General features: G+C 52.5%; 20 protein-coding genes. 13 read left to right on the forward strand and 7 right to left on the reverse strand.

What is annotated here, in order from left to right; translation table 11 throughout:
* Genes AT746_RS00155 through AT746_RS00195 form a run of 9 tightly spaced genes read left to right on the forward strand, consistent with a single transcriptional unit; the run spans window position 1 to window position 9,556 of the window.
* Window positions 1-1,053 (forward strand): sugar phosphate isomerase/epimerase family protein, encoded by a 1,053-nt coding sequence (locus tag AT746_RS00155; protein WP_062474745.1) that lies wholly within the window; start codon window positions 1-3, stop codon window positions 1,051-1,053.
* A gap of 12 nt (window positions 1,054-1,065) precedes the next feature.
* Window positions 1,066-2,292, forward strand: coding sequence for a nucleoside permease (locus AT746_RS00160; RefSeq protein WP_062474748.1), 1,227 nt, complete (start codon window positions 1,066-1,068; stop codon window positions 2,290-2,292).
* On the forward strand, window positions 2,282-3,169 hold the full coding sequence (locus tag AT746_RS00165) for a hydroxypyruvate isomerase family protein (RefSeq protein ID WP_062483815.1): 888 nt from the start codon (window positions 2,282-2,284) through the stop codon (window positions 3,167-3,169). The genes AT746_RS00160 and AT746_RS00165 overlap by 11 nt, the downstream gene beginning before the upstream one ends.
* Window positions 3,170-3,217: 48 nt before the next feature.
* Window positions 3,218-4,903 carry a GMC oxidoreductase gene (locus AT746_RS00170; RefSeq protein ID WP_062474751.1) on the forward strand — a complete coding sequence of 562 codons (1,686 nt, stop codon included), beginning with the start codon at window positions 3,218-3,220 and terminating at the stop codon, window positions 4,901-4,903.
* Window positions 4,903-5,514 carry a gluconate 2-dehydrogenase subunit 3 family protein gene (locus AT746_RS00175; RefSeq protein WP_062474754.1) on the forward strand — a complete coding sequence of 204 codons (612 nt, stop codon included), beginning with the start codon at window positions 4,903-4,905 and terminating at the stop codon, window positions 5,512-5,514. The genes AT746_RS00170 and AT746_RS00175 overlap by 1 nt, the downstream gene beginning before the upstream one ends.
* A gap of 46 nt (window positions 5,515-5,560) precedes the next feature.
* Window positions 5,561-6,295 (forward strand): 3-keto-disaccharide hydrolase, encoded by a 735-nt coding sequence (locus tag AT746_RS00180; protein ID WP_082633082.1) that lies wholly within the window; start codon window positions 5,561-5,563, stop codon window positions 6,293-6,295.
* Between the two features lie 43 nt (window positions 6,296-6,338).
* The gene (locus AT746_RS00185; protein ID WP_062474760.1) at window positions 6,339-6,932 is read left to right on the forward strand and encodes a gluconate 2-dehydrogenase subunit 3 family protein; all 594 of its coding nucleotides are present in this window, start codon (window positions 6,339-6,341) and stop codon (window positions 6,930-6,932) included.
* Window positions 6,933-6,947: 15 nt separating this feature from the next.
* Window positions 6,948-8,675, forward strand: a complete 1,728-nt coding sequence (locus tag AT746_RS00190; protein ID WP_062474763.1) for a GMC oxidoreductase — start codon at window positions 6,948-6,950, stop codon at window positions 8,673-8,675.
* Window positions 8,676-8,695: 20 nt separating this feature from the next.
* Entirely contained in the window at window positions 8,696-9,556 is an 861-nt protein-coding gene (locus AT746_RS00195) for a sugar phosphate isomerase/epimerase family protein (protein WP_082633083.1), read from the forward strand.
* A 13-nt stretch (window positions 9,557-9,569) separates the two neighbouring features.
* Here AT746_RS00195 and AT746_RS00200 read toward each other — a convergent pair whose 3' ends face one another.
* From AT746_RS00200 to AT746_RS00225, 7 genes are all read right to left on the reverse strand, one after another.
* Window positions 9,570-10,181, reverse strand: coding sequence for a PhzF family phenazine biosynthesis protein (locus tag AT746_RS00200; protein ID WP_335338204.1), 612 nt, complete (start codon window positions 10,179-10,181; stop codon window positions 9,570-9,572).
* A gap of 20 nt (window positions 10,182-10,201) precedes the next feature.
* A complete protein-coding gene (locus AT746_RS20215) occupies window positions 10,202-10,354 on the reverse strand; it encodes a PhzF family phenazine biosynthesis protein (protein ID WP_335338205.1) in 153 nt (50 codons plus the stop codon).
* Window positions 10,355-10,386: 32 nt separating this feature from the next.
* Window positions 10,387-11,586, reverse strand: a complete 1,200-nt coding sequence (locus AT746_RS00205) for a cation:proton antiporter (RefSeq protein ID WP_062474766.1) — start codon at window positions 11,584-11,586, stop codon at window positions 10,387-10,389.
* Window positions 11,587-11,612: 26 nt separating this feature from the next.
* A complete protein-coding gene (locus tag AT746_RS00210; protein WP_062474769.1) occupies window positions 11,613-12,032 on the reverse strand; it encodes an MAPEG family protein in 420 nt (139 codons plus the stop codon).
* Between the two features lie 48 nt (window positions 12,033-12,080).
* The gene (locus tag AT746_RS00215; protein ID WP_062474771.1) at window positions 12,081-12,458 is read right to left on the reverse strand and encodes a VOC family protein; all 378 of its coding nucleotides are present in this window, start codon (window positions 12,456-12,458) and stop codon (window positions 12,081-12,083) included.
* Between the two features lie 281 nt (window positions 12,459-12,739).
* The gene (locus tag AT746_RS00220) at window positions 12,740-13,111 is read right to left on the reverse strand and encodes a VOC family protein (protein ID WP_062474774.1); all 372 of its coding nucleotides are present in this window, start codon (window positions 13,109-13,111) and stop codon (window positions 12,740-12,742) included.
* Between the two features lie 64 nt (window positions 13,112-13,175).
* A complete protein-coding gene (locus AT746_RS00225; protein WP_062474777.1) occupies window positions 13,176-13,793 on the reverse strand; it encodes a LysE family translocator in 618 nt (205 codons plus the stop codon).
* Between the two features lie 246 nt (window positions 13,794-14,039).
* Here AT746_RS00225 and AT746_RS00230 point away from each other — a divergent pair, with 246 nt between their 5' ends.
* From AT746_RS00230 to AT746_RS00245, 4 genes are all read left to right on the forward strand, one after another.
* Entirely contained in the window at window positions 14,040-14,567 is a 528-nt protein-coding gene (locus AT746_RS00230; RefSeq protein ID WP_062474779.1) for an RNA polymerase sigma factor, read from the forward strand.
* On the forward strand, window positions 14,564-15,265 hold the full coding sequence (locus AT746_RS00235) for an anti-sigma factor (protein ID WP_062474780.1): 702 nt from the start codon (window positions 14,564-14,566) through the stop codon (window positions 15,263-15,265). Before AT746_RS00230 ends, AT746_RS00235 begins: the two co-directional genes overlap by 4 nt.
* Window positions 15,266-15,343: 78 nt before the next feature.
* A complete protein-coding gene (locus AT746_RS00240; RefSeq protein ID WP_062474783.1) occupies window positions 15,344-16,924 on the forward strand; it encodes a DUF4331 domain-containing protein in 1,581 nt (526 codons plus the stop codon).
* 11 nt (window positions 16,925-16,935) lie between these two features.
* On the forward strand, window positions 16,936-17,436 hold the full coding sequence (locus AT746_RS00245; RefSeq protein WP_062474786.1) for an Ig-like domain-containing protein: 501 nt from the start codon (window positions 16,936-16,938) through the stop codon (window positions 17,434-17,436).
* Window positions 17,437-17,442: the final 6 nt, after the last annotated feature.

Below are 17,442 nucleotides of genomic sequence, written 5' to 3' on the forward strand. Positions count from 1 at the left end.
ATGAATAACATCAAGGGCCCGGCGATTTTTCTGGCTCAGTTTGTCGATGACAAAGCGCCGTTCAATAGTTTTGACAGCATCTGCCAATGGGCAGCCGGGCTGGGGTATAAAGGCATTCAGCTGCCTACCTGGGATAAGCGTTTGTTTGATCTTGAACAGGCCGCTGACAGCCGGGATTACTGTGATGAGATAATGGCGGTGGCAGCGGGTCATGGCCTCAGCATTACTGAGCTGTCGACCCACTTGCAGGGACAACTGATGGCGGTTAATCCGGCCTACGATCAGATGTTTGATGGCTTTGCCCCTGAAGCGGTGCGCAATAACCCTGAAAAGCGTCAGACCTGGGCCGAACAGCAATTGATGGCGGCCGGTACCGCCAGCGGCAGAATGGGGCTGAAGACGCATGCCAGTTTCTCCGGCTCACTGCTGTGGCATACCCACTACCCCTGGCCACAAAGACCCGCAGGTCTGGTTGAACAGGGCTTTGAGGAACTGGCCAGACGCTGGCGCCCGGTGCTGGATCATTTTGCCGATCAGGGCGTGGATATCTGCTATGAGCTGCACCCCGGTGAAGATCTGCACGATGGCGTCACCTTCGAGCGCTTTCTGGCGGCCACCGACAATCACGCGGCGGTGAATATTCTCTACGATCCCAGCCATTTCGTGCTGCAGCATCTGGACTATCTGGCCTTTATCGATATATACCATGAGCGCATCAAGGCCTTTCACGTCAAGGATGCCGAGTTTATTCCCTCAGGGCGCAGCGGCGTATATGGCGGTTATCAGTCCTGGGTCGAGCGGCCCGGGCGTTTTCGTTCTCTCGGTGATGGTCAGACAGATTTCAGACAAATCTTCAGTAAGCTGACCCAGTATGGCTTTGATGGCTGGGCGGTACTGGAGTGGGAATGCTGTCTTAAGCATCCCGAAGACGGCGCTAAAGAGGGCGCTGAATTTATCCGTCAGCATCTGATCCGTACCACGGACAAGGCCTTTGATGACTTTGCCGCCAGTGGCACAGACCAGGACCTTAACCGCCGCATACTTGGCCTGTAACAGGAGAATTCCATGTCGGTAAGCATACGTATCAGACTGTGTTTAATGATGTTCCTGCAGTTTTTTATCTGGGGCGGCTGGTTTGTCACACTGGGTACCTTTCTGGGCAGTACTCTGGGTGCCAGTGGCAACGAGATTGGCATGGCGTTTTCTACCCAGTCCTGGGGAGCCATTATTGCGCCCTTTATTATCGGCCTGATCGCCGATCGCTATTTTAATGCCGAGCGCATTCTGGGCGTACTGCATCTGATTGGCGCAGTACTCATGTACTGTCTGTACAGCGCTGAGAATTTCGACAGTTTCTATCCTTTTGTGCTGGGTTATATGATCGCCTACATGCCGACGCTGGCGCTGGTGAACTCGGTGTCTTTCGGGCAGATGCAGGAACCGGCTAAAGAGTTCGGAAAAATCAGGGTCTGGGGCACTATCGGCTGGATTATCGCCGGCCTGGTGATCAGCTATGGGTTTTCCTGGGATGACCAGCAGGCCATTGCCGATGGCATGCTCAGAAATACCTTCGCGCTGTGCGCCATCGCTTCGCTATTGCTGGGTCTGTTCAGCTTTAGCTTACCCGCCACACCACCAAAATCGGCCGGGACAAAAAGCGGCCTCAGCGAAGTGCTGGGCCTGGATGCGCTGGCCATGCTCAAAGACAGAAACTTTCTGCTGTTTTTTGTCTCCTCGGTGCTGATCTGTATTCCGCTGGCCTTCTATTATCAGAACGCCAACCCTTTTCTGACTGAAATCGGTGTGCAGAATGCGACCGGCAAGATGACCCTGGGACAGGTTTCAGAGGTGCTGTTTATGCTGGTGCTGCCGGTATTTCTGCAGCGCTTCGGCATCAAGATCACCTTACTGGTGGGGATGGCGGCCTGGGCCTTGCGCTATGTGCTGTTTGCCTATGGCAATGCCGACAGCGGGGTAGCGGCTCTGCTGGTGGGGATTGCCCTGCACGGCATCTGTTATGACTTTTTCTTTGTCTCCGGCCAGATCTACACCAATGCCAAGGCGGGGGAGCGTATCAAGAGTGCCGCTCAGGGCATGATCACCCTGGCCACTTATGGTGTGGGGATGCTGGCAGGTTTCTGGGTGGCTGGCATGATCACCGATCATTTCGCCCAGCCAGAGGGCCATGACTGGCAACAGATCTGGCTCTATCCTGCCGGTTTTGCTGCGGTGGTGTTTGTGCTCTTCCTGTTCAGCTTTAAAAATGAGCGGATTGGTCAGCATGAACACTAGTCGGCGACAACTCTGTAAGGGAATTGCCCTGGCTGGTGTCGGCGCCAGCGGCCTGATGAGCTTTTCACCGCTTGTGGGTGCAGCACAGAGTGCAACCGGCAGTCTGAAAGGCAATATCCGCCATTCGGTGAGTCGCTGGACTTATGGCGAATTGCCGATTGAGCAGCTGTGCCAGACAGTTAAATCGCTGGGTTTTTCGGCCATTGATCTGGTGGGCCCTGAAGACTGGCCGGTGCTGAAAAAGCATGGCGTCGATTCCTCTATGTGTAATGGCGCCGAGCTGAACCTTACCGACGGCTGGGCCGATGAGCGCTTTCATAAGGCCCTGATCCCGCGTTATTTACGCCATATCGATCTGGTCGCCGAAGCCGGTTATACCAATCTGATTTGTTTTAGTGGCAATAAACGGGGCATCAGCCCCGATGCAGGCCTGAAGACGGCTGTTAAGGGGCTGAAACAGATCCTGCCCCATGCTGAAAAACGCGGTGTGGTGCTGCAGATGGAGCTGTTTAATTCCAAGGTGGATCACCCCGATTATATGGCGGATAACTCCGCCTGGGGCATTGAGCTGTGTAAGGCGCTGGGTTCAGAGAACTTTAAGTTGCTGTATGACATCTACCATATGCAGATCAGTGAAGGCGATATTATTCGCACCATCAGAGAGAACCATCAGTATTTTGGCCACTACCATACTGCAGGGGTTCCCGGTCGGCATGAGATTGGTGACAACCAGGAACTCAATTACCGGGCTATTGCTCAGGCCATCAGAGAGATTGATTTTAAGGGCTATCTGGCACAGGAGTTTATCCCCACGCCACCAACAATGACGGGCAAAATTGATTCGCTGCGAGAGGCGGTGGCAATTTGCGATGTGTAATCAATCTCAGGGTGTTACGGGATTCGGGGTCGTTTAAAGAGGCAGGCTATGACAGTAAATAATTATGATGCCATCGTGGTGGGTTCCGGTATCAGCGGAGGCTGGGCTGCCAAGGAACTCTGTGAGCGTGGTCTGAAGGTATTGATGCTCGAGCGTGGCAGAAATCTCGAACATATCAAAGATTACAAGAACGCCCATAAAGAGGCCTGGGATTATCCCCATCGTGACGTGCCTACCAGGCAGATGAAACTGGATTATCCGGTACTGCGCAGGGATTATCCGCTGAATGAGTCTACCTTTGGCATGTGGGCGAGCGATAAGGATTCTCCTTATACTGAAGATAAGCGCTTCGACTGGTATCGTGGCTATCAGCTGGGCGGTCGCTCTTTGTTGTGGGGGCGGCAGAGTTACCGTTTCAATGAGCTCGACTTTGAGGCTAATGCCAAAGAAGGCATCGCAGTAGACTGGCCTATCCGTTATCAGGATCTGGCACCCTGGTATGATTATGTGGAGAAATTCGCAGGTATCAGCGGTAACAGGGATGGCCTGGATGTATTGCCCGATGGTCAGTTCCAGCAGCCTCTGCCGCTTAACTGCGTGGAAAAGGATGTGGCTGCGCGTCTGCAGAAGGCCTTTAAGGGCTCCCGCCATCTAATTCATTGCCGCAGCGCCAATATGACCGAGGCGAAGCCGGAGCAGGGCCGCGCCAGTTGTCAGTATCGTTCAAAATGCTGGCTGGGTTGCCCCTTTGGGGCATATTTCAGTACGCAGTCGTCGACGCTTCCCGCCGCCATGAAAACCGGAAATCTCACCGTTCGGCCCTTTTCTATTGTATCCCGGCTGCTGTATGACAAAGACAAAAAGCGCGCCACCGGGGTGGAGATCATAGACGCCGAAACGAACAAGACGATCGAGTACAACAGCCGCATCGTTTTTGTTAACGCTTCGGCCCTGAATTCTACCTGGGTGCTGATGAATTCAGCCACTGATGTCTGGGAGGGTGGTCTGGGCAGCAGCAGCGGTGAACTGGGTCATAATGTGATGGATCATCACTTCCAGGTGGGCGCGTCTGCTGAAGTTGAAGGTTATCTGGACAAATACACTTTTGGCCGTCGTCCCGGTGGTTTTTATATTCCCCGCTTTCGTAACTGGAAGGATGACAAACGCGACTATCTGCGCGGTTTTGGTTATCAGGGCAGTGCCAGCCGTCAGGGCTGGCGAAAAGACATTGCCGAGCTGGGCATAGGCGAGTCACTGAAAGAAGGGATGAGCGAACCCGGCCACTGGAGTATCGGCATGTCTGCCTTTGGTGAAATGCTGCCCTATCACGACAACCGTATCTATCTGAACCATAAGGTCAGAGACAAGTGGGGCCTGCCGGTCCTGGCTATGGATGTGGAGATCAAAGAGAACGAACGGGCTATGCGCAAGGATATGCAGGCCGATGCCATGGAAATGTTCGAGGCCGCGGGCCTGAAGAATGTGCATGGCTATGACGGCGATTATGCTCCGGGTATGGGTATTCATGAAATGGGTACCGCCCGTATGGGGCGGGAACCGAAAACCTCGGTGCTCAACAAACATAATCAGGTCTGGGATGCCCTCAATGTGTTTGTGACAGATGGTGCCTGTATGACCTCAGCATCCTGTGTTAATCCGTCTTTAACTTATATGGCCCTTACCGCCAGAGCTGCCGCCTTTGCAGTGGAAGAGCTTAAGCGGGGGAATCTGTGATGGACAGACGTGAATTGCTTAAGATGATTGGTATGGCCACCGGAGCGGCCTTTGTGGGTAATGCAATGGCCTGGACAACGGTGGCGGAGGCCACTTCGCCCAAGGCTGCCGGGTTCAGCGATGAGGATCTGATGCTGCTGAACGAAGTGGCAGAGACCATTATTCCGCGCACCGATACCCCCGGCGCAAAAGACGCCAACGTGGCCCATATTATGGCGGTGCTGGTGGCAGATTGTTATCTGCCGGAAGAGCAGCAGGTATTCAGGCAGGGTATGGCGGATATCGATAAAAGAAGTCAGTCAGACTTTGGCAAGCCCTTTCTGCTGTTAAACAAAAACCAGCGGCAGGAACTGTTGTCAGCATTAAACCAGGAGGCTTATCGCTATAACGGCGAACACCGGGTGTCTTTCTGGGAGCTTTCCAAACCGGGCAGTATGCCCGGCAAAGAAGTGTCGTTGCCCCATTATTTTACCCTGTTTAAACAACTCACCCTGTTTGGCTTTTTCACTTCTGAAGTTGGCGCTACCAAAGTATTGCGCTACGAAGCCATACCGGGCCGTTATGACGGTGAATATCCCTATAAAAAAGGTGACCGGGCCTGGGCGACCTAGGCTGTCTCTCTAATTTGATATGAGTATTACCATGAAAAAACGATCGATGCGTATTCTGCCAGTTTCCACCACCGCGGCCTTGCTGATCTGCCTGAGTGCCTATGCTCAGAATGACGAGCAGAAATCGAAAAAGACCGAGGTATGGGAGCCCGAACCTGAAGTGGTGTCAGCGCCTGCTGGGGTGCCGCCTTCTGATGCTATCGTTCTGTTTGATGGCAGTGACCTTAGTCAGTGGCAAAGTGTAAAGGACGGTGACGCGAACTGGACGGTTGAAGACGGTGTACTGACGGTCAGACCCGGTAGTGGCGATATTCGCACCAACGCAGATTTTTGCGATGTGCAGTTGCATCTGGAATGGAAAGTGCCCGAGCCGGAGGCTGGCAAGCAGGGCCAGCAGCGCAATAACAGCGGGGTCTTCCTGCAACAGCGCTATGAAATCCAGATTCTGGACTCCTATGAAAACCGTACCTACAGCAATGGTCAGGCCGGATCCCTGTACAAACAGGTGATCCCTCTGGTCAATGCCATGCGGCCACCGGAGCAATGGCAGAGTTACGATATTCTCTATACCGCCCCGCGCTTTGACGGCCAAAACCTGGTCAGCCCGGGCACTATCACGGTGCTGCATAATGGCGTGGTGGTACAACATCATACTGAGATCCAGGGGGAAACCGTGTGGGTGGGTGAACCGACCTATAAAGCTCATGGCTGTGCGCCACTGCAGTTGCAGGATCACGGCGATAAGGTGAGTTTCCGCAATATCTGGGTGCGTGAATTATGAGAACCTGTCTGTAGTGGCAGCGTCGTTTATTACAGGTAAATCAATGATGCATATTGATCGTCGCGGTATGTTAAAGGGCCTGGGAGCCCTGTTTGGAGCACAGGTTGCCAGCAGCCTGCTCGGTGGCCAGGCCTGGTCTGTGGCCATGGCGTTTCAGCAAACAGCGGATAAGCACAAGCTGCAACTGCTGAGCCCGGAACAGCTAAACACTCTGGCGGCGGTGGCCGATCTGACCATTCCGGCTACCGATACACCGGGCGCCCTGGCGACGGATTGCCACTGGTTTGTGGATAACCAGCTAAGGCATTGCTTCGATACGCAGGCTCAGACGGCCGCCGGGGCGATTCTGGATAAGATTGAGGCAACCGCCAGCGGTCAGCTGGGTCACAGCTTCAATCAGGCTGGCGAAGATCAGCAGTTGACGCTGCTTAATGCACTTGAGCAATCGGAACAGGGCTTTACCCGGAATGATACTCAGGCCTTTAAGTTAGTGAAATCTCTGCTGGTGTTTGGTTATTTTACCAGTGAGGTGGGCATGACCAAAATGCTGGCCTATGACCCTGTTCCCGGCGGCTTTAAGGGTTCTGTTCCGTACGCTTCGGTGGGCAAGGCCTACAGTGGCGGTTTTCCGTTCTGATGCGAAGGTATGGTGATGCAAGATAACAAGATTGTGCAAAACACGGATGAGGAATTTGATGTACTGGTGATCGGCTCCGGTATTACCGGTGGCTGGGCGGCTAAAGAATTTTGTGAGGCTGGACTGAAGGTGTTGCTGATTGAGCGGGGCAGGCTGGTTGAGCACCGCAAGGATTATCCCACCGAAGGCAAAGGGCCCTGGGAATACCCCTACCGTACCCGCACCGACAATTTGCTGACGGAGCGGGATCACGCTATTCAGCAACAGTGCTATGCCTTTAATGACACCACTAAACACTTTTTTGGTAACGATCGTGAACTGCCCTATACCACTGAGGAAGGCACCGAATTCAGCTGGATCCGCGCTAATCAGCTGGGCGGTAAGTCATTGCTGTGGGCGCGCCAGACTTTTCGCCTGAGTGATTATGACCTCAGTGCCAATGCAAAAGATGGACATGGCATCGACTGGCCTATCCGCTATAAGGATCTGCAGCCCTGGTACGATTATGTGGAACGCTTTGCCGGTATTGCCGCTGGCCAGGACAACCTGCCACAACTGCCTGACAGCATCGGTCAGCCTGCATTTGAACTGACCAAACCTGAACTGGACTTTCAGGCTGCGATGGCCCGTCATTTCCCCGATCGTCCGGTGGTAACCGGGCGCTGTGCCCATTTGACCCAGCCCAGCAACATCCAGCTGGAACTGGGCCGGGTCACCTGCCAGGCCCGCCACGAGTGTTATCGTGGCTGCTCATTTGGTGCCTATTTCTCTACCCAGAGCGCCACGCTGCCAGCCGCGGCCCGTACCGGTAATCTGCATATCGCACCCAACAGTGTGGTGCACAGCCTCAACTATGACGAGGCTAAAAAGCGGGTGAGCGGAGTGCGGGTGATTGATAACGACGACTTAAGCGAACGTGAATACCGCGGTAAGCTGGTATTTCTGTGTGCTTCTACCTTAGGTTCCACCCAGATCCTGCTGAATTCGGTGAGCAAGACGTTTCCGGATGGGCTGGCCAACTCTTCCGGTGTGCTCGGGCGCTATCTGATGGATCACAACTACAACGCCTGGGCTTCGGCGATTATTCCCGGTTACGAAGAGGAGTATTACAAGGGCCGTCGTCCAACCGGTATCTATATTCCCAACACTCACTTTGAGCCGTCCCGTTATCACAAGAAGTTTATCCGTGGTTATGGGCTGGCTGGCAGTGCTTCCCGTGGTAACTGGCAGGGCATGAGCAGCTCAGATGGTTTTGGTGCCGACTTTAAGCAGCGCATGACCCAGGCTGGCCCCTGGCGGATCTGGATGGGTGCTCAGGGTGAAATGCTGCCAAGGGCCGACAACCAGGTCAGCCTGCACCCGACCCGCAAAGACAAATGGGGTATTCCGCAGTTGCATTTCAACTGTAAATGGTCTGAAAACGAACTGACCATGATGGAACATGCCAGAGATACTGCCATTGATATGCTTCAGAAGGCCGGTTTCGAGGATATCCAGGCCCGTGCCACCCAGGCGCCACCGGGGCTGGCCATCCATGAAGTGGGAACGGCAAGAATGGGTGATGATCCTAAGCAGTCGGTGCTGAACAAATATAATCAGGCTCATGATGTGGCCAACCTTTTTGTTACCGACGGCTCCAGTTTCTGTTCCTCTGGTGTGGTAAATCCATCACTGACCTTTATGGCTCTGACCGTCAGAGCGGCGCACTATGCCGTTGAACAACTTAAGGCCGGGCGTCTTTAATTTTACAATAAGGAATGACAATGAAAATGTTCAGAGTACTACTCATAACCTTGACGCTGCTGCCAGGATTGGCCCTGGCTGAAGCTGATATTAAACTGCCAGGCATCAGCGTGCAGCTGTGGTCGGTTAAAGATGAGGTGGAAAAGGACCTGGATAAGACCCTGGTGCAGCTCGCCGAAATGGGCTTCGATGGTGTGGAATTTGCCCGCAACTTTGGCCCCTACGCCGATAATCCGGCAGCATTAAAGGCCCGTTTAGATGAACTGGGTCTGGCCTGCAGCGGTGCTCATATTGATTTTGACTCGCTGAATGAGGCCAATCGCTATCATACCTTTGCCTTTTACCATACGCTGGGTTGCCCTACCCTGATTGTGCCCTGGGATGAGCGGGCCTTTGCCGCCGACACTGTCAAACAGACCGTAGCCGATCTTAACCGCTTTTTGCCAGTGGTGAATGCGTACGGGCTGGATTTTGGTTATCACAATCATGCGCAGGAATTCTCCACCGGAGGGCATGGCAGCGAAACCTTGTGGGACTATATCGCCACTCATACTCCGGACAACCTGGTGTTGCAGCAGGATGTGGGCTGGAGCTATTTTGCCGGCCATGATCCGGCGGCTTATGTAAGGGCGTATCCTAACCGTACCCTGACCACCCACTACAAGGCTAAGCTGCGCGAGGGTGATAATGGCAAGGTGTTGATCGGACAGGACAATATTGACTGGCAGGCGCTGCTCAGCGCCAATATTGAAGCGGGCGGAACCCACTGGCTGGTGGTGGAACAGGAAGAATACCCGGACAACCTGACGCCCATGCAGGCGGTGAAAAAATCCAAACAGGGGCTGGAGAAAGAGATAAAAAAATGGAAGCAGAGCCAGTAATACTGGCTGCCAGTTAGTTGCTAAGGATAATCTCACCCTGCATATAATCCGCGCACTGGCCTGTCAGCTCGATACGGCTACCTTTTAGCTGGCAGGTTATTGTGCCGGTGCGTGCCGACAACTGTCTGGCCGTCAGCGTTGTTTTGGCGAGTTTTTCTGACCAGTAGGGTGCGGTCTCACAATGAGCAGAGCCCGTTACCGGATCCTCATTGACCCGTAATTTGGGAAAGAAACAGCGGCTGACAAAATCTGCTTCTTTGCCCGGAGCCGTTACGACAACGCCCCTTAAGTCCAGATTCATCCAGCTGGAAAAATCCGGCTCCAGGTTACGTACCTGCTCTTCATCCTCCAGCACCACAATATAATCAAATGCGCTTAACACCTCGGCAGGCTGGCAGCCCAAGCCTTCGGTTAATCCTGCCGGTGGCTTTACTGGCTGTGGCAAAGAGGCCGGAAAGTTCATTGTCATGCCATTGCCGGTCTGGCGCACTATCAGTTCACCGCTGCGGCTGGTAAACACAATCTCATCACTACCGTGACCTAAATGGGTAAATAAAACGTGTGCAGCGGCCAGGGTCGCATGGCCGCAGAGATCCACTTCCTCAACGGGGGTAAACCAGCGCAATCGGTACTTGCCATTCTCCGCTACAAAAATGCTGTTTCAGACAGATTATTTTCCTCGGCGATCTGTTGCAGCAGGCTATCGTCAAGCCACTCAGTCAGGGGGCAAACTGCCGCTGGATTGCCAACAAAGGGTCGCTCTGCAAAGGCATCGACCTGGTATAGCGGTAATTTCATAAAGGCTCCTGAGTGAAGTGAAAATCTGGTTGTTATTGCTTGCGTTTCGGATGGTGCTGACTCATCAGGGCATCTTCACCCGCACGGCGTAGCGCCAGCCTGGTAAAAACAGGACCCACTAATTCAAAGAAGACTGTGGCGCCAATGGAGATAGCCAATATATCCTCTGCAAATTGTGGAAACTGCTGGCTTGCCAGTAATGCCATGCCAATGGCCACACCGGCCTGAGGTAGTAATGCCGGGCCAAGCCAGCGACTGACCACCGGATCGGCACCACTGAGCCTGCCACCAATAATCGCTCCCACAATTTTACCGACAATTCGCAATAGTATGTAGCCAAGCAGGATAGCGCCTGCATTGAACAGTGCCGGTACATGCAGTGCAGCACCGGCGAGAATAAAAAACAGGATTTTAAAAGGCCAGTCTATATACTCAATTTCGTGGAATGGCCGTTTGTGATGCCCGGCCAGTGCATAGACCACAGACCCCATGACCATGGAGGTCAGCAAAAAAGACACGCCGAACCACTCTGCCAGGCCACCGCACAAAAATACGAAGCCGAGCGCCTCGACCAGCGTGGGTTGTCCGGGCCGGATTCGCCCGGTGAGATAGGCCATGGGTGCCCCGAGCAGTGCGCCTAACAACATCGCACCACCCACATCCTGCACCCCCAGCCATAAACCGTACAGACCATTGCCGTCGCCACCAAGTACCAGGGCCCAGGCCAGTAAAATGCTGAATATGATCATTCCCCAGGCATCATCTATGGTGACAACGCCGGTCAGAACCGAGGTGAAGGGGCCTTTGGCGCGGGCTTCTTCAATCACATCGGTGGTGGCCGCCGGCGCGGTAGCCGACGCGATGGCTGCCAACAGCAATGCCATGATCAGTGGTACATCAAGCAACCAGAGACCAACCAGTACAGCGACTACCGCAATCACTACATTGTAAATAGAGACCTTGAGAATGGTGCCGCCAAGTCTGCCGGTTAACAGACGAACCAATTTCTCACCGAGTAAGAAGCCAACCATCAACAGCGCGATATTGGCTATTACCGGAAACCAGGTCTGCTGAATATCGGGCAGTAAGTCGATACCTGAAGGGCCAATGACAAAGCCAAAAGCCAGCAGCAATGTCACTCGAGGTAAAGGCGTATGTCTGCCGATCCCTTCTACCACCAGGCCAGCCAACAGTAATCCGCCGACTGTAATTAACAAACTACTGATAGGCATTTTTTGTCTCTTCAGAGAAAGAGCGTTTAGCCGGTTACAGAACCGGCCTGTAAGATGATGTTAATCCACATCGCCACCACGCTGACAAAAGACAACAGAAAGGCCATAAACCGGTGCAACGGATTGTTGTAGGTAATATGAATCAGGCTGTGAATGACACGCAAGCCAACAAACAGCCAGGCGAAGATCAGCAGCCATTCACTTGCCATGTTCAGCGCCATAGCGCAGGCACCGGCCGCGTAAAACAGCACCGGCACCTCGAACAGGTTATCGAAGTTGCGGCCAAATTTAGCAATATGATCGGGCACGGCATAGTTACCCATGACTTTAAAATATCTGGGGTCAAGCTCGCCGGCAGAGGCACTGCTGATTCTTCTGTAGCCGGTTAAAAGACCCACAATGGCGGTCAGTACTACCAGTGCAAACATGGGGTAAAGTAAGTCCATGGCATTTCCTATTGTTTACTGAATTTTATTATCTGGTGTATGTGCTTACTAACCTGCCTGGGGTTCATCAGCAAGTATGTCTGACCATACGGCAAACTCGTTGCCACTGGGGTCGGTGAAATGAAAGCGCCGGCCACCGGGAAAGGCAAAAATGGCTTTTTTGATTTTCCCACCACATTCCTGGACTTTGCGCTGTGTGGCTTCCAGATCGTGGCTGTAAAGCACGATCAGCGCACTGCCTGTATTGGCATCGGCAACCAGATCTGAGCGGTAAAAGCCGCCGTCTATACCGGCCTCGCTAAACGCGGTGTAATCGGGACCATAATCAATAAACACCCAGCCAAAGGTGTCACTGAAAAAGCGTTTACTCTGCTCGATCTGACTGGCGGGAAACTCCACATAATTAATTTTGCCGGTGGCTTTCATTCCATGCTCCTTGTGTGCTGAAACAATAAATCTCAATCTCTACTATACCGGGAGATGCCATCAAATAGCACCTCTGATAAGCATGCTTATCTGCCTGGAAAAAGTCCATTGTGAGTGTCATCACCGTCTGAAGCAGCAAAGAGCCGTAACAGAGGTTACCTGGGCTGATATAACGGCCGGCCGCTGTCAGGGATCAACCCCGGTCTGATGCTGATCCCCTGCTGAGACATCGGGCCCTCAGCAATCTTTGTTCTGCCCAACCGGCTCCGTCAGCTCAAGGCTTAACGGTGTTGATCGATAAGGATCGGATTACCGTCTGGATCCTCAATCACTATACTGCCCGGGCCGGTTTTCTGACCGATATCATCCCTGACGATATGGATGCCGCGGTGAATGAGTTGACCACGTAACTCGCGGACGTCAGTAAACTCGCTCAGGTTTTGGGCAGACTGATCCCAGCCCGGATTGAAGGTGAGAATATTCTTATCGAACATGCCCTGAAACAGGCCGATAATATGGTCGCCATTTTTAAGAATAATCCAGCCCTGATCGCTGTCTCCGCCCATGGCTTCAAATCCCAGTTTTTCGTAAAATGCTTTTGACGCCTTGATGTCCTTAACGGTCAGGCTGATAGAAAACGCTCCTAAATTCATTGCTGTCTCCTTGTGACAGTCAATTGCACCCGGCAACCAGCTGCTGGTCGGATGTAAAGACCATTTATATCTTGATTATCATATAAGTTCCGGCTCCAGCCATAATAGTGCCCGCAATCACTTTGGTATGTGGCGCTTCTTTATATCTGACCAACCGATGCCGGATTTGTCTCGCCGCACAGGCATAACCGAGTTTAACGCCGCCCACTGCGACCACAGTGATGAAGATGACCGTCACCAGCCCGGCGGCTCCGATCATCGCCACATCAATAAAAGCGGGAAACAGGCTGGCATAGAACAATATAGCCTTGATATCGCCAAGAGTGATAATCAGGCCAGATAAAAAACTGGCCGGCAGGGATGATCCTGAGCCCTGTTCAGTTAAGGATTCAGAAGCGTTTCCTGTTCTGAGCAGACTAATACCGAACCAGATAAGATACGCCCCTGCCAGATAGCGCAGTATTATAAATAAACTTCCCATTGCCTCGGCCAGCGCCGCCATACCAGCGACGGCCAGCAGCACAAAAATCAGATCACCGAGCACGATGCCACAGGTAACCGCGACACCGTGCTTAAAACCGGCAGTAGCAGAGCGTATAACAACCAGAGCCACACTGGTGCTGGGAGTCGCTGCTAAGGCGAGCATCAGTATCAACAGGGTCAATATATCTGAAAGATTCATCGGCCTTATTCTCCGGGTTCCGCTATTAATCCAATTGTTACGATATGGAGGCTGGTAACAGATATCGCTTCAGTATCGCCCCTTTGTCCATTGTTTTACTACCGCATTGTATTACAGTAAACGAATGGAACGCCTCTGGCGGTAATGGGCGTATCCTGCCCGTGAGGATGAAATGACTTTTACCTGAATCTGAAATCCGTATTCAATCGTTTGGCTAAACACACTATCGAGTTTTTAAGGATAAGAATGGAACATGAAGAGTTATTTCCACTGTTATGTGCTACGGCTGACGGTAAAAAAGAGCAGTTTGCAGAGCTGTATACAAAAACCAGCGCGCAGATTTATGCTGTGGCTCTGAGAATACTCAAACGCAAGGAGCTGGCTGAAGAGGCCACTCAGGATACCTTTATCAAGGTATGGCACGGTGCGTCGAATTATCAGCGCAGCAAAGGTACAGTACTGACCTGGATGGTCAGTATCGTCCGGTACCGGGCTCTGGATTTACTGCGATATCACAACATCAGGAATGAAGTGGTATTAGATCCCGATAACGATGCTCCCAGCACCAGTATGGATGTTCCATCAACTGAGCAGCGCCGGTTGGCCGAATGTATTGATGAACTGGATGAACAGCAGCGTCAGGCCATTCACCTGGCATATTATGGCGGCTTGTCTCATCAGGAGGTTGTCAAACACCTGAATTCACCTCTTGGCACGATTAAAAGCTGGATCCGAAGAGGTTTGCAAAGTTTGCAAAGGTGTCTTTCCCTATGAATTATCATACCGAATCCTTACGCAATGCGCTGGCGGCAGAATATGTTCTGGGCACCCTTCGTGGAAGTGCACGCCTGCGTTATCAGAAACTGATGATGTCAAATCAGGCCATCGCTGAAACCACCTGGCTGTGGGAACAGTACTTAAACGGTATGGGTCAGGACATCGAGCCGGTTGTGCCCGATGAGCGGGTCTGGCAGGGTATCCAGGAAAAACTGGGGTTCATTGAAAAACCAGCGCCCGTGGCTGCGCCCGATGCGGCAGATCAAGGCAAGCAGAGTTTCTGGCGGGGCCCCGCAGTGCTGGCCATTGCAGCTTCGTTGTTTATTGCTGTGCTGTGGAGCAGCCTGACTCAGCCCCCGGTGCCTGTGGTTACGCATATTGCAGTGGTCAATGATCAGCAGACTAACCCGCTGTGGTTAATCGAGATCTCTGATCAGCAATTGCGGGTCAGAGCGACGGATCAGCTGGTTGCTCTTGCTGATAAAGATTTTGAGCTTTGGATAGTCCCTGCGAACGGCAATGCGCCAATCTCACTCGGGGTACTGCCCAAAGATGGCGAGTTGAAGGCTCCGGCGCCTGAAAGCCTCAAGTCGGTGCCGATCAATGTGTTGGCGGTCAGTCTTGAGCCTCTTGGGGGCTCGCCAACAGGACAGCCGACCGAGGTGTTGTATACCTCAAACCTGACAACGGTATAAAAAATCTGATTATTTTGCATCTGATCTTCTGAGTTGTGCGTTTGGCTTTAACGAACCCACAACAAAGAAGGTTTTTACATGCAGCATTTTCATAAATATGCCATGGCGCTGATTGCTGGTGCCGTGGCGTTCTCAACTGCAGCATCCAGCCACCGGGAAGCACCCGGTGTCACTCAAACTCCGACTATTGATTCCACAGACTTCTATGCGTTTAACAGCTATGAGTCTGGCAGAGAGGATTATGTCACCCTGATAGCCAATTATATTCCTCTGCAGGACGCCTACGGTGGGCCTAACTACTTTGCTATGCACCCACGGGCACATTATGCGATTCATATTGATAATGATGGTGACGCGGTAGAGGATCTGTCATTCGTTTTTGACTTTGATGCCAAACTTGGCGCTGATGGCAATGGAATCGCTTTAGCGGTGGGACCGCAGGACAACCAGAAAACGGTGATGGTACCTCTGAAAAATGTTGGCCCGGTGAGTCTCGACTCCAGTGCGGCAGCCAACTTTTTTGAAAGTTATACCGTGGAACTTGTGCAGGGCAGCCAGGGAAACGGCAACCGCACAACCTTATCAGCCAATGGATCAACGTCTTTGGGTAAGCCACTGGATTTTATTGGCACCAAAACCTTTGGCAGCGTAGCCGGTTATGAGCAATATGCCAGCCAGTTTGTTTATACGACAGAGCTGCCGGGTTGCGATATGCCAGCCAGAATCTTTGTCGGCCAACGCAAAGACCCCTTTGTGGTCAACCTGGGAAAAACTTTTGATTTGGTCAATTACGTACCGGTAGAAGGTGACAGCGCCCCGGGCGCGGGCGATGGTAATGGTTTTCCCGGAGGTGTGACACAAGCTGGTGAGAATGACGACCTGGCGAATAAGAATGTTACCAGTATCGCAGTGGAAGTCCCTAAATCCTGCATAACGGGTGAGGGTAATGGTGTGATTGGTAGCTGGACCACCGCCAGTTTGCCTCAGGCCAGCGTTTTAAACCCCAATGCGACCTTTGATAAACCAGCAGTAGCTGGTGGCGCCATGACCCAGGTATCCCGACTGGGTAGTCCACTGGTCAATGAGCTGGTCATTGGTATTGGTGATAAAGACAGGTTTTCCTCGTCACATCCCAGTGATGATGCGCAGTTTGCCGATTATGTTACCCATCCTACGTTACCTGAGCTGCTCAATATATTGTTCCGTGACGCGGTAAACGGCACGCTGGGTACGTCGTTTGAAACTCTGGCACCCACTCATTTTCCACGTAATGACCTGATCACCGCATTTTTAACCGGCTTTGCCGGTGTTAATCAGCTCGCCACTGTTACGCCATCAGAGATGCTGCGTCTGAATACAGCAATCCCTGCGGTACCTGTCGCTGAGCAATCATCCTTTGGTGTAGCAGGAGATGATTTGGCCGGGTTCCCCAATGGCCGTCGGCCGGGTGACGATGTGGTAGATATTGCGCTGCGTGTGGTGATGGGAGCGCTGTGTTATCCCATTCCTGTCAACGGAGAAGCCACCAATCTGGGTTTGTGTGAAGAGTCGGATGCCAATGTCGGTAATGTACCTTTCACAGACGGTGCGCCAATTGATGCGACTATGATGGAGAATCAATTTCCCTATCTGGCAACCCCTCTGCCGGGTTCAAACTAAAGGAGTCTGTAATGAGTAGATTTATATTTGTCAGTTTACTGTTACTGCCCCTGAGTGGTTGCTTTAACGGTGATGACTCAAAACCTGAAGTGCCGGAGGTTAACACACCTCCGGTGGCGATGGATGCGCAACTGATTACCCAAACTGAGGTGGCGATCAATGACAGCCTCGAGGCCAGCGATAAGGAAAGTGACATGCTTTCTTTTGCGCTGGAGCAGGAAGCCGTTAATGGCACCGTGACGGTTATGCAAAACGGTGAGTTCAGCTATACGCCGGATATTGAGTACACCGGTACGGACAGCTTCAGATTCTCAGTAACGGACAATCAGAACCCTCCTGTGTCCGGGCAGGTGTCGATCACAATAGAGGCGTTGCCGGTATTGTTTTCCAATCTCAGCCGTAATGCCTTTGAACAATCCTTCGACGCGATGCCGTTGCGTTTAAATGGTCGTGATGTCAGCAATGATGTGATGGATCCGGCGGCTTACGATGACCTGCTGGTCGATGAGTAAATTCTG

It is taken from the genome of Lacimicrobium alkaliphilum (genome assembly GCF_001466725.1).
Classification (GTDB): Bacteria; Pseudomonadota; Gammaproteobacteria; order Enterobacterales; family Alteromonadaceae; genus Lacimicrobium; species Lacimicrobium alkaliphilum_B.